The following is a 12537-nucleotide window of genomic DNA, read 5'->3' on the forward strand; positions in this document are numbered from 1 at the left end:
AAACGGTATGGATTTTAATATTATTCGCTGTGCGAGAGCGGTTCTGCATGTGACCGATCTAGATAAATCAAGGGAATTTTACGTGAAAGCACTGGGTTTTATTGAAACAGACGCAGATGACCAGCACATTTATTTGCGCGGGCTGGAGGAGTGCGGACATCACAGCCTTTTACTGAAAAAGTCAGATGAAGCTCACGTGGAAGCCATCAGCTATAAAGTCTCTTCAGAAGAAGATCTTGATCGCTTAGAACAGTTTTTCACTTTAAAAGGAATGAAAACCATTTGGATGGAAAAAGGGACTCAAAAGGGAGTCGGCAGGGCGCTACGCGTTCAGGATATTTCCGGACTCCCGATCGAGTATTTTGCTTCTATGGATCAGGTCGACCGCATGCTTCAGCGCTATGATTTGTACACGGGTTCAAGAGTCCAGCGGATCGACCACTTTAACTGCATGGTGAAAGATGTGGAAACAGCGTATGACTTCTATATGAAAGAGTTGGGATTTGCTTGTTCGGAATATACCGAAGACGAACAGAAGAAAATTTGGGCAGCTTGGCTACACCGTAAGCATACGGTTCATGATCAAGCGTTTATGAATGGGGAGGGGCCTAGGGTTCACCATATCGGATTCTGGCTGCCAGATCCGTTGGCACTCATCCATGCGTGTGATGTTTTAGCTGCTTCAGGCTTCGGCAAGAGCATAGAAAGAGGGCCGGGCAGACATGGATTATCAAATGCGTTTTTCCTTTATTTAAGAGACCCAGACGGACACCGTATTGAATTGTATAACGGGGATTATCTCACCAGTGACCCTGACTTTAACCCGGTGTGCTGGGATTTGGATGACCCGCAGCGGCAAACATTCTGGGGGCATGAAGCGCCGGACAGCTGGTTTAACGAAGCTTCCAGCGTGCTGGATATAGAGACACGGAAGCCCCTAAAAACAGGAGAGCCTACATTGAAAAAGAGAAAACCTACGTTTGTCATTTGATAAATGTCAGAACTTGCCGGTCTCTCAGCCGGCATTTCTGATGTAAGGGAGGAAAAAACATGGCGCTCGTTAAGGATGAACTACAAAAGAAGCTATATATAAACGGGGAATGGAGAACGGCCAGTCATTATCAAACCTTAAAGGCTCCGTTTGATCAAAGCATTCTAGCTGAAATACCTCAAGCAACAACAGAAGAAACAAAAGAAGCCATAGATGCCGCGCATCGGGCAATCCCGGTAATGAAAAAGCTCTCACGGTACAGACGCTCAAACATTTTAGCGGATCTCGTACGTTTATTGCAAGAGCGTAGGGATGAAGCGGCGCGTTTGATCGCGCTAGAAGCGGCTAAACCGCTGAAAGTGGCGGAAGCGGAAGTGGAACGGACCATTCAAACGTATCAATTTGCCGCGGAAGAAGCGAAACGTCTGCAAGGTGAAATCATCCCGATTGATGCTGCACCTGGCGGGGAAGGGCGTATGGCATTTACGAATCGAGAGCCTTTAGGCGTTGTCGGAGCGATTACCCCGTTTAATTTTCCTATGAATCTGGTGGCACACAAAGTCGGGCCAGCGATTGCGGCGGGAAACCCAATTGTGTTAAAGCCTGCCAGTCAAACGCCGTTGTCAGCGTTATTTTTAGCTGAACTGCTCGCTGAAACCGATTTGCCGAAAGGCGCCCTGAATGTTGTGACAGGCAGCGGTAAAATTGTAGGAGATCAGCTTGTCACCGATGAAAGAGTTAAAATGATTACCTTCACAGGAAGCCCGGAAGTGGGAGTGCAAATTCGGAGTAAAGCGGGGCTGAAAAAAGTCACACTTGAGCTGGGGTCAAATTCGGCCGTTATCATAGACAAAGAGACTGATATCGAAAAAATTGCTGAACGTTGTGTGAGCGGGGCATTTTCCTACCAAGGACAGGTCTGTATTTCCCTTCAAAGAATGTTTATTCATGAAAGCTTGTATCAGCCATTTATGAAGCTGTTTGTAGAGGGGGCAAAAAATTTGAAAATGGGTGATCCACTTGATCCGGACACCGATCTATCAGCTATGATTTCAGCCGAGGATGTGAAGCGTGCGAAGGAATGGGTTGATGAAGCCAGGCAAATGGGGGCTTCTGTGCATGGCGGAAATGTGCAAGGGCAAATACTTGCTCCGACTGTCATTGAGCAAGCGCATCAAGAAATGAAAGTAAGCTGCCAGGAAGCGTTTGCGCCGATTGTGACGGCATCCTCTTTTACTGATTTAAAAGAAGCCATCGAACGAGTGAACGATTCACGCTATGGCTTGCAGGCGGGAATTTATACGAATCGCATAAATGACGCTTTGGATGCGGCAGACCAATTGGAAGTCGGTGGTGTGATCATTAATGATTTTCCGACATTCCGAGTAGATCAAATGCCTTACGGCGGTGTGAAAGAAAGCGGAACCGGACGCGAGGGAATCAAATATGCGATCGAAGAAATGACAGAATCAAAGTTAGTGGTGATAAACCGGCAATAAGCTTACGGACTGGAGTTCGATCATGACGATATCAATTATGCTGAAAGGAGACTGACGTAATGGAAGTCATTGAATTGGGCATCCCTTCCTCACCCGGACAAAACGTCCATCAGCCCTGTGTCATGGCTCTCGGTTTTTTCGATGGCGTCCACCTTGGGCATAAACAGTTGCTGCGCCAAGCGAGAGCATTGGCCCGGCAAAAAGGGTTGGCTTTTAAGGTGATGACATTTGACAGGCATCCGAGCCAAATCATTACACCGCATAAAGCCATCAGACATTATTTAACGCCGCTTCCGGAAAAATTAGAGACCTTTGAGGCTGAAGGGGCAGATGCAACGTATGTCATTCGTTTTGATCAAGCCTTCGCAGACATCGCCCCAGATCAATTTATTGAACAATTTATTTATGGACTAAACTGCAAACAGGTGGTTGCTGGATTTGATTTCTCTTTTGGAAAAGGAGGAACTGGAAATACAGATACATTAAGAGAGGCTTCCAAAGGGAGATATGACCTCACGATTGTCCCCAAGCTGGCCTTCCAAATGAATAAAATCAGTTCGTCGAAAATCCGGGAGCTTCTGATGTCAGGCTGTGTCAGTCATATCCCGGAGTATTTAGGAGACTTTTATCAAGTCAACTGCACGGTTCTAGCTTCCCAAAAATTCGGGAAGGGCAATCAGCTTATATTGATGCTCAGATATTCAAGCTATTTTCTGCCTCAGGAGGGAATGTACCGAGTCAGGATCTCTCAAGAGAACACGTCGATAGAGGGATGGTGCAGGGTGGAAAAAGGCAGCAGCGTTCTTCGTGTTAACGGATGCGGCAATCATACATGCTCTCTGGGACAATCAGCATCACTTCAATGGATTGAACAAATACGTGAGGAAACTGTCGGTTTGAAAGGAGCATACCTATGACGGAGATTTTTGTGAAGTTTCGAGATAACAGCTTCATGACAGCAGCGGTTTTACAGGAAAATGGCCAGACAATCATAAGGGACAGCAAGAAATATGACTTGAAGAACACTGCCATTGACGTCCCTGAGGTCGGTACAGTTTACGGAGTTGCGTTAAATATGGAGCAGGATCTTAGTGAGCTTGGTGACGCTTTATATGAAAAACCTTATCAAAAGCCGCCGAAAGCCCCGGTGTTGTATATGAAACCCCAAAATACAGTGACAGGGCCAAATGCTTTCGTTCCAATGCCGCCAGACACAGATTCCCTTAGCATGGGACCCGGACTCGGTGTTGTAATTGGAAAAACGGCGTGCAGGGTTCAGCAAGAAGACGCGCTTGATTATGTATCAGGCTATACAATTGTCAATGATATCAGCATTCCGAATGATAGTGTATTCAGGCCGGCAGTCAGCCAAAAATGCCGGGATTCGTTTTGCCCGATTGGCCCTTGGATTACGAGCAAATCCGCTATTCAAGATCCTAATCAACTGACGGTTTCGCTGTTTATCAATGGAACACTTGAGCAGGAGTACAATACATCCGGGGTAATAAGGTCGGTTCCTAAGCTAATTGCTGATGTGACTGAATTTATGACACTCTCACCTGGCGATGTGCTGATTGCATGTGTACCATTACGGTCGCCTTCTGCCAAAAGAGGGGACAGCATTACAATACAAATCCCCGACATTGGTTCGTTGCACCACACTATCATAGAGGAAGGAGAGGAACAGCCGTGAAAAAAGCGCGCATTGCTTATAAAGGAGCAATTCATGAAGCGAGTGTGTCAGGTGAGGGAATAATGACTCTGACTGATGGCCGTACAATAAAAGAAAATGAGGCTGTTTGGCTGCCGCCAGTCGCCCCCAGAACGGTTTTTGCCTTAGGACTGAATTTTGCTGATCATGCAAACGAATTGGCGTTTAAAGCGCCGAAAGAACCGCTCATTTTTTTAAAAGGGCCAAACACACTCGTGGGACATCGAGCTGAAACTCGGAGACCCGCTGATGTGACTTACATGCATTATGAGTGCGAATTGGCGGTTGTGATCGGTAAATCAGGAAAGCACATTAAAAAAGAAGAAGCCTATGACTATGTACAAGGGTATACCATCGCAAATGATTACGCGCTTCGCGACTACCTTGAAAACTATTACCGCCCGAATCTAAGAGTGAAAAACAGAGATACATGCACACCGATCGGCCCTTGGCTAGTCGATAAGGAAGACATTGCCGACCCTATGAATCTGGCAATGAGAACCTATGTTAATGGCGTGAAAACCCAAGAAGGCACAACCAAAGACATGGTCTTTGGTATTCCATTCTTAATAGAGTATATCTCATCCTTTATGACCCTTGGAGAAGGCGATATCATCCTGACAGGAACGCCAAAGGGAACAGTAGACACAAAGGTTGGGGATGAGGTTGTGACTGAAATAGAGGGCATCGGAAAGCTTGTCAATTACATTGTCGGGGATGAGGCATTTGAAACAACAAAGAGCATGGAAGTAAAATCATCTTCGAATCTGTAAGGAGTGAGGAACAGTTGCCTCATATTACTGTTGAATACACAGATAATATAAAAAAAGAAGCGAATATCACTGAGCTTTTGCGTGATATCAATCAGGCGATCATAGCCCAAGGCGGAGTGTTTCCTATCGGTGGAATCAGAGCAAGGGCTATTGAGCTGACAGACTATGTTGTTGCCGATGGGACAGAGGATGATGCTTTTGTTCACGCGGCGCTGAAGATAGGGGCCGGCCGTACGATAGAGGAGAAGAGAGCGGTGGGGGATGCTATCTTTTCTGCGATGACAGAACATTTTTCAGAACTTTTTTACACACGTTATTTAGCTTTATCACTGGAGATAATAGAATTCAGTGAAGCAGGGACATATAAAAAAAATAATATTCATCAGAGATATAAAAACAAGAATTGATCAACTTAGCTGTGTCTAACTTTGCCGGCAATTCTTGCTCATGCGATTGCGATACAAAATTAACCATAGAGGAGCGTTTTGACATGGGGACTGCTTTAAAAACAAACGATTTTATCGAGATTATGAAAGGCCGTCGTTCCATCCGCAGCTATGATCCAACCGTCAAAATCAGCAAAGAAGAGATGACTCTTATATTAGAGGAAGCGACTACTGCACCATCGTCAGTTAACGCACAGCCTTGGCGATTCCTTGTCATTGAAAGCCAAAAGGGCAAAGAAAGGCTTTCAGCTCTTGCCAAATTCAATCAAACACAAGTTAACTCGTCTTCTGCTGTCATAGCAATATTTGCAGATATGAATAATGCCGACTATTTAGAAGAAATTTATTCAAAAGCCGTAGAGATGGGTTATATGCCGCAAGAGGTAAAGGACAGACAATTGAAAGGATTGACAGCGCATTTCGAAAAACTTCCAACACAGGAGAATCGGGAAACCATCTTGATTGACGCAGGTCTTGTTTCCATGCAAATAATGCTGACAGCACGTGCACACGGGTATGATACAAACCCAATCGGGGGATACGATAAAGAAAATATCGCTGAAGCATTCGGACTTGAAAAAGAACGCTATGTACCGGTTATGCTTCTTTCCATCGGCAAAGCAGCTGAAGAGGGATTTGCTTCGTACCGTCTCCCAGTTGAAAAAATTGCACAGTGGAAGTAACACAAAAGCCTAAGAAATCGTTTCTTAGGCTTTTTGTTTCGTTTGCGTGAGATATACGCGGGAAATCTGAATGCCCAGAAGATAGCGGAGCCGAATCAAGCAGTTATTTGGTGTGTTCTATTGAAATTCATCGATGTGGATCTCTTTCACTTTAATACCGTTTTTAGTCATTCCAAGTATCACCAAACCGAAAATGAGCCATAAAACCCCAATTGTTTTTCCGATTACGTCCATACTGAAAAGAATAAACGTGCTAATCAGAAACCCGATGGCAGGAAATAAAAAGTAACTAAAAAAGCCAAGACCCTTCATTTTTCTCCTCTTTATTGAGAATTCAGAAATAACAGATAAATTTACGCATATGAATCCAATTAATCCGCCAAATACCATAATCGTATAGACTATGCTTAACGGAATACACACAGCACCCAAGTAACCGAGAACGGCTAATGTTAAAATGCTGATATATGGTGTTTTAAATCTTGGATGCAATTTGGCGAAGCTAGCAGGAAGGCGTTTGTCTCGAGCCATACTGAAGATAATCCGTGATGATGAAGCTTGCCCGGCCAATGCTGTAGAAATTCCAGAAACAGAAATAACGAGTGTGATCAAGAGTGCCAGACTGTTCCCTCCGACTGTTTGTGCGATTTCGAAAAAAGCGGTGTCAGGAGATTTTAAAGTGCCGATTGTTTGCGTAATCAGTGTTGCAAAGTAAGCTTGGATACAATACAAAAACGCGCTCATAAATAAAGCAATAACTGCTGCCCTCCCGACCATCTTACCCTTTACAGCGGAATCTTCTGCCATTGTTGTCACTGCATCAAACCCTAAGTAAGATAGTACTGCAATAGAAGCACCCGACATCATCGTCTGAAAGGAGAAAGTATCAGCTTGATATAAACCTTTGAAGGTAAAAAGGCCCTGCATTCCGTCTGTTGCAGATATATGTTTGATAGCGAAGCCCACGAACAGGAACAGACTGATTAACATAATAGCTGTCATGAAGATGTTTACAATAGACGAAACAGCGGCACCCAGAAAATTGCTGATGGTAACTGGGAGGAAAAAAACTAGCAGCATGAACCAAAATGGAACACCAGGAAACAGCTCTAATGCGTAAACAGCGCTCAACTTACAGAGCAAGATTGGCATTAGCAGATAATCAAGCAATATGCCCCATCCGGCAATGAAGCCCGCAACCGGATGAATGGCTTTTGACGTATAACTGTAAGTAGACCCTGATGAAGGGAATGTACCCGCCATCTTACCATAGCTCAATGCCGTAAAAAGCATCGCAGCTAGTGCGACCAAATACGAGAGCACCGCATGATTGGTTGATACCCTTGACAGTTCGCTGAATAAGGTTTGAGCAGAAACTGGAGCCATAAACACCATTCCGAAGATAACTAGATCTCTCGTTTTCATTACTTTTCTTAATCCGCTGTTGTCCGGTATATTTTTGGTTCTCATTCCCATAGAATGCCTCCTTTGAAAAGAAGCCATGGCTTTTGAGGCTCATGGCTCCATACTTAGTCAGTCTTTAACATGTTTTTTCAAAAGTAGTCAAAGCATCAGACATGATGTTGATGATGTCTTCCACTTGTTCTTTCGTAATGATCAGAGGCGGGGCAATAGCCACGGTATTGGTGCCTCTCCAGTCAAAGTAGCGAAGCTGAAGCCCTTTTTCAAAGCAGATATCAACATATTTTGCCGCCGCATGTGTAGACACATCAAATGGTGTGCCTTTATCCGGGTCCTGGAACAATTCAAAACCGCCGAGTAATCCTAGTCCTCTTACTTTTGTTACGTGTTTGTGTGTGCGTTCCAGGTGCTGGAGACCTTTTAGCATTTCTTCTCCGCGAAGTCTGCTGTTTTCAACAAGCTGGTCTCGTTCCATAATTTCTAATGTTTTCAATCCGACTGCGCAAGCTGAAGGGTGTCCACTGTAAGTAAAGCCATGAAACATCATTTCATCTGAATTGACAAACGCTTCGCGGACATGCTCTCGCATGACAACTCCCCCGAGATGAGCATAGCCGCTTGAGATCCCTTTGGCTATACAAAGGAAATCTGGAACAATATTAGAATGGTCAACACCAAACATCTTTCCTGTCCGCCCGAATCCGCAAATGACTTCATCTGCGATCAGCAAGATGCCATACTCGTCACATAGCTTGCGAACAGCCTGCAAATAACCATCCGGCGGGAAGATCACGCCGCCGGCCCCCTGGATTGGCTCTAAAATAACGGCAGCGATTGTATCTGCACCTTCTGATTCGATAAGGCCGCGGATTGAATGGCCGAAGTGAGGATCTTTTCGGTCCCCGAGTTCACAATTAAGCTGATGGGCAGCAGCTGTGAGGAAGTTTTGCGAATTGGACGTCGTGAATTTTTGGAAGCCCTCAATGCCTGTGGCACTCGTTGCTCCCATTGTTACGCCATGAAATCCTTGTTCGAGCCCGATAATTTTAGTGCGTTCTGGTTTGCCTTGGAGCTTCCAATAGAACCGTGCAAGCTTAAAGGCTGTATCATTTGATTCTGATCCGCCAGAGGTAAAGAAAGTAACGTTTAAATCGCCAGGTGTAAGAGAAGCTACTTTTTCTGCTAAATAAATAGCAGGTTTATTGGATTGGCCTGAAAATGAAGAGGCATATGAAAGAGTAAGCATTTGTTGCTTTGCGGCCTCTGCCAGTTCTTCATTTCCATAGCCAAGGTTGACATTCCATAGCATGGAAACGCCATCAATTCGTTCCTTTCCTTCTATATCTTTTAAATAGATGCCTTTTGCTTCAGAGAAAATGACAGAGGGACCGTTTTGAAAATGATGTTTTGGCGGTGTTGTCGGATGCAGATAATGTCTCTTATCCATTTCTGCTAATTCTTTAATGCCAGCTGTTTGTTGGTTAAAGATCGGGTTCATATTTTATTCCTCCCTATATATAGTTAAAGCTGAAACCAGTTAAGACCTTCGCCTTTTTTATTGAGATCAACCCAAACGTGTTTCAAATTGGTATACATGTCAATTGCTTGAATCCCAAGTTCTCTGCCGAATCCGCTTTGTTTTACGCCCCCGAACGGTGCTGTGCTGTCCAGCATGTTGTATGTGTTAACATACACAGTGCCTGCTTTTATGCCCTTTGCCATCCTCATTGCACGTTTAATATCATTTGTCCATACACCTGACGCAAGGCCGTAAACAGTGTCATTCGCCTTTTGCAGAGCGTCTTCCTCATCTTTAAAGCGAATAACTGAAACGACAGGGCCGAAAATTTCCTCTCTTGCAATTTTCATTTGGTTCGTTACATTCTCAAAAACAGTCGGCGTATAAAAATTTCCATTTCCTGCGGCGGTGAATCGTTCCCCGCCAGTGACAATACGGGCTCCTTCTTCTAAACCAGCTGCTACATAATGTTCTATCGTTTCCAGATGCTCCTGCGAAATTTGAGGGCCCATTTGTGAGGCTGGATCCAATGCTTGGCCGACTTGAATGGATTGCACTTTTCTCACAAAATGATCCATAAATTCGTCATACACAGAATCTTGAACAAACAATCGGGAACCAGAAGCGCAAACTTGACCTTGAGCAAAATAAATTCCGAACATTGAGCCATTAACAGCCGCTTCAATTTCTGCATCTTCGAACACGATGTTCGGTGATTTTCCGCCAAGCTCTACAGTGACCGGCTTTAACGTTTTACTGGCACCCTGGAGAATCAGCTGTCCTGTAGAAGTTGACCCTGTAAAAGCAATTTTTGCTACATCTGGATTTGAAACGAGGGCTTCGCCGGCATCGCCGAAACCTGTCACAACGTTCACCACACCGTCTGGAATGCCGACTTCTTCACATAGCGACATTAGTTCGAGAATGCTGACAGGTGTCTGCTCTGCTGGTTTAATAACAATGGTATTACCGGCTGCGAGAGCGGGAGCCAGCTTCCACATGGTAAGCATTAATGGAAAATTCCAAGGAACAATGGCTCCGACGACTCCTATAGGCTCTCTTAAAGTAAAATTAAGCCGATTCTCCGGTGAAGATAACGTGTCTCCCTGCACTTTATTCGCAAGCCCCGCATAAAACTCTAGAACATCAATTGTGGCAGGTATTGCAATATGTTTTGTTTCAGTGATCAGCAATCCATTATCATTGGATTCTATTTCCGCGAGGGAGTCTGCATGTTCTGCCATTTTTTGAGCGAGCTTATATAATAAACGCCCTCTGTCGCTTGGACTCATCTGACGCCAGCTTCCGCCCTCAAATGCATGTTTAGCAGCCTGTACTGCGCGATTGACATCCTCTTTCTCTGCTTTTTGCACAATCGCATTTACTTCGCCTGTACTGGGGTTCAGGGATTCAAAGGTCTGTCCTCCAACAGCATTTACCCACCGCCCGCCAATGTATAGCTGGTACGTTTTTTTCATCATTCCGCCCCTTTCATCATGATCGCCTTTAGAAGAGATTTATGTCTTCATCACTAGTAAATGCAAGAACTATGCCAAGCGGAAAACAGCGTCATAAACGGTTTTTGTAAAGGAAGGGGTGTTCCGTTTTATAGCAAAGTGCGTCAAAATAGAACAATATAAGGCTGAATGTTATTTTTATTCAGATAATTTAGTATAATAGTCAGATGAATACGAATGGAGGAGGCGATTATTTTGACATATTCGGTCATGCCGAATAGAAACAGTTTAATCAGTGAGTCTTATTTCCGTTGTGAAAAAGCAAATTTAAAAAGGACCAGGCCGATTGATCAAAAGCCTTATGATAAAAATAAGCTGTATCAAGAAAATCAATTGTTTTTAGATTACTCCATTAAAGTATTTGAGGAGCACCTGAGTTTTTATCTTCAGAATACAGGGCATTCGGTCTCTCTTATGGATGCAAATGGGCGGGTTTTATATGTGTATCAGGAACCAGGCTGTATTCGAAATAATACTGTATCAGAAATCGGTGTGAATTGGAGTGAGTCCTACAGGGGGACGAACGCTGTCGGCATCGTATTAATGGAAAAAACACCAATCATAGTAAAAGGATCCGAGCATTTTTACCCGGAACATTCAACACTTAATTGCGCAGCCAGCCCCATTTTTACAAAAAAGGAGGGCTTTAGAGGAGTGGTTAATGTTTACAGGCATTCGGGAGCTTTTGATCCTGTATCATTTTCAATGGCAACAATGGCTGCCAAATTGATTCAAAACAAATTAGATGAACAATTTCAGCAGCAACAATACTCGTATCTAGAACAAGAACTGGAAAAAATATTCGATAAATATCAAGCTCCCATTGTGTCTACAAGTCCTTCTCACCGCATTTTGAAAGCAAATCGGGCGGCTAAGCATATCCTCGGTCATGACTGTGTGGGGGAAGATTTTTTTCCTGATCAGTCATTAAAAACTGAGACAATCAGCAGTCGTTCTAATCCGAATTGGAAAACCAAAATCCTTTATCAGACACAGCGAAGCAATCATCAATATACATTCTCCGATATCAAAGGCAGCTGTCCAAAACTGAAAGAACAGATCTCTCTAGCAAAGAAAGCGGCCGAATTTGATTTGCCCGTTTTAATTTTGGGAGAAAGCGGAACCGGAAAAGAATTGGTTTCACAATCCATTCACTCCATAAGCAGTCGATCAGATAAACCTTTTATTGCGGTAAATTGCGCGGCGATACCTGAAAATCTTGTGGAGAGTGAGATGTTTGGATATAAAAAGGGTGCTTTTACAGGAGCAGACCAAAAAGGGAGTGAAGGGAAGTTTTTGGCTGCAAACGGAGGTACGATCTTTTTAGACGAGATTGGTGATATGACTTTAAGCGCCCAAAGTGTGCTTCTACGGGTTTTGCAAGAAAAAATGGTTACACCGATTGGAGGCACAAAGCCTATTCACATTGACATCAGAATTATCGCAGCAACACACAAAAACCTCATAGAAGAGATAGAGAAGGGAAAGTTTCGTGCGGATTTATACTATCGGATAAAAGGTATAACACTAAGATTACCGTCCCTTTCAGAAAGAAGTGATGTATTAGAACTTGCAGAAGAATATTTACAAACTGCCAGTATTTCTAGAAAAGTTCTTTCCGCAGAGGCGAAGAGGAAAATTGAACAGTATCATTGGCCGGGGAATATTAGAGAATTGCATAGTGTTTTGGCTCAAGCTGTTGTTTTATCTGACGGCAATGTTATCGGCGGTAAAGACATTCAAATAGACGTCATGAATAAACTGGAAAAACGCTTGCCCCTTTCACTTGAGGAATCTGAAAAGAGAACAATTGCAGATGTATTAAACTATTGTAATTGGAATATACAGAGATCTGCCAAGCTGCTCGGAATCACAAGAAACAGGCTATACAGAAAAATTGAGTTATATGACATAAAAAAAGAGAATTGAGTTTACGATGCGGTTCGCGTACTACTAGCGATCCGCTTTTTTTGAAT

Annotated in this window: 11 protein-coding genes; 8 read left to right on the forward strand and 3 right to left on the reverse strand. The window is 43.8% G+C overall.

Annotated features, from left to right (window positions below; genetic code table 11):
- Positions 1-7: 7 nt before the first annotated feature.
- The 7 genes from hpaD (at position 8) to AC0C66_RS09660 (ending at position 6103) form a co-directional block, all read left to right on the forward strand.
- The gene (gene hpaD / locus AC0C66_RS09630; RefSeq protein WP_072182100.1) at positions 8-991 is read left to right on the forward strand and encodes a 3,4-dihydroxyphenylacetate 2,3-dioxygenase; all 984 of its coding nucleotides are present in this window, start codon (positions 8-10) and stop codon (positions 989-991) included.
- A gap of 59 nt (positions 992-1050) precedes the next feature.
- On the forward strand, positions 1051-2490 hold the full coding sequence (locus AC0C66_RS09635) for an aldehyde dehydrogenase family protein (RefSeq protein ID WP_472962330.1): 1440 nt from the start codon (positions 1051-1053) through the stop codon (positions 2488-2490).
- A gap of 59 nt (positions 2491-2549) precedes the next feature.
- Positions 2550-3407, forward strand: a complete 858-nt coding sequence (locus AC0C66_RS09640; RefSeq protein WP_472962328.1) for a hypothetical protein — start codon at positions 2550-2552, stop codon at positions 3405-3407.
- Positions 3404-4183 (forward strand): fumarylacetoacetate hydrolase family protein, encoded by a 780-nt coding sequence (locus tag AC0C66_RS09645; RefSeq protein WP_072182103.1) that lies wholly within the window; start codon positions 3404-3406, stop codon positions 4181-4183. Before AC0C66_RS09640 ends, AC0C66_RS09645 begins: the two co-directional genes overlap by 4 nt.
- Positions 4180-4974 (forward strand): fumarylacetoacetate hydrolase family protein, encoded by a 795-nt coding sequence (locus AC0C66_RS09650; protein WP_072182104.1) that lies wholly within the window; start codon positions 4180-4182, stop codon positions 4972-4974. The genes AC0C66_RS09645 and AC0C66_RS09650 overlap by 4 nt, the downstream gene beginning before the upstream one ends.
- Before the next feature lie 14 nt (positions 4975-4988).
- Positions 4989-5381 carry a 5-carboxymethyl-2-hydroxymuconate Delta-isomerase gene (locus AC0C66_RS09655; protein WP_072182105.1) on the forward strand — a complete coding sequence of 131 codons (393 nt, stop codon included), beginning with the start codon at positions 4989-4991 and terminating at the stop codon, positions 5379-5381.
- 83 nt (positions 5382-5464) lie between these two features.
- Positions 5465-6103, forward strand: coding sequence for a nitroreductase family protein (locus AC0C66_RS09660; protein WP_072182106.1), 639 nt, complete (start codon positions 5465-5467; stop codon positions 6101-6103).
- A gap of 117 nt (positions 6104-6220) precedes the next feature.
- Here AC0C66_RS09660 and AC0C66_RS09665 read toward each other — a convergent pair whose 3' ends face one another.
- From AC0C66_RS09665 to AC0C66_RS09675, 3 genes are all read right to left on the reverse strand, one after another.
- Positions 6221-7579, reverse strand: a complete 1359-nt coding sequence (locus AC0C66_RS09665) for an APC family permease (protein WP_472973552.1) — start codon at positions 7577-7579, stop codon at positions 6221-6223.
- Positions 7580-7643: 64 nt separating this feature from the next.
- Complete coding sequence (locus tag AC0C66_RS09670) at positions 7644-9023, reverse strand: aminotransferase family protein (protein ID WP_072182108.1); 1380 nt, start codon at positions 9021-9023, stop codon at positions 7644-7646.
- Positions 9024-9046: 23 nt separating this feature from the next.
- Entirely contained in the window at positions 9047-10522 is a 1476-nt protein-coding gene (locus AC0C66_RS09675) for an aldehyde dehydrogenase family protein (protein WP_072182109.1), read from the reverse strand.
- Between the two features lie 453 nt (positions 10523-10975).
- Between AC0C66_RS09675 and AC0C66_RS09680 the strand changes: the two genes are divergently transcribed.
- Positions 10976-12490, forward strand: coding sequence for a sigma-54-dependent Fis family transcriptional regulator (locus AC0C66_RS09680; RefSeq protein WP_350308257.1), 1515 nt, complete (start codon positions 10976-10978; stop codon positions 12488-12490).
- Positions 12491-12537: the final 47 nt, after the last annotated feature.

It is taken from the genome of Bacillus sp. VA13, assembly GCF_055710085.1.

Coding starts and splice junctions, on each gene's coding strand:
- hpaD (WP_072182100.1), top strand. CDS start 8: ATGGATTTTAATATTATTCGCTGTGCGAGAGCGGTTCTGCATGTGACC.
- AC0C66_RS09635 (WP_472962330.1), top strand. CDS start 1,051: ATGGCGCTCGTTAAGGATGAACTACAAAAGAAGCTATATATAAACGGG.
- AC0C66_RS09640 (WP_472962328.1), top strand. CDS start 2,550: ATGGAAGTCATTGAATTGGGCATCCCTTCCTCACCCGGACAAAACGTC.
- AC0C66_RS09645 (WP_072182103.1), top strand. CDS start 3,404: ATGACGGAGATTTTTGTGAAGTTTCGAGATAACAGCTTCATGACAGCA.
- AC0C66_RS09660 (WP_072182106.1), top strand. CDS start 5,465: ATGGGGACTGCTTTAAAAACAAACGATTTTATCGAGATTATGAAAGGC.
- AC0C66_RS09665 (WP_472973552.1), bottom strand. CDS start 7,579: ATGGGAATGAGAACCAAAAATATACCGGACAACAGCGGATTAAGAAAA.
- AC0C66_RS09670 (WP_072182108.1), bottom strand. CDS start 9,023: ATGAACCCGATCTTTAACCAACAAACAGCTGGCATTAAAGAATTAGCA.
- AC0C66_RS09675 (WP_072182109.1), bottom strand. CDS start 10,522: ATGAAAAAAACGTACCAGCTATACATTGGCGGGCGGTGGGTAAATGCT.
- AC0C66_RS09680 (WP_350308257.1), top strand. CDS start 10,976: ATGGATGCAAATGGGCGGGTTTTATATGTGTATCAGGAACCAGGCTGT.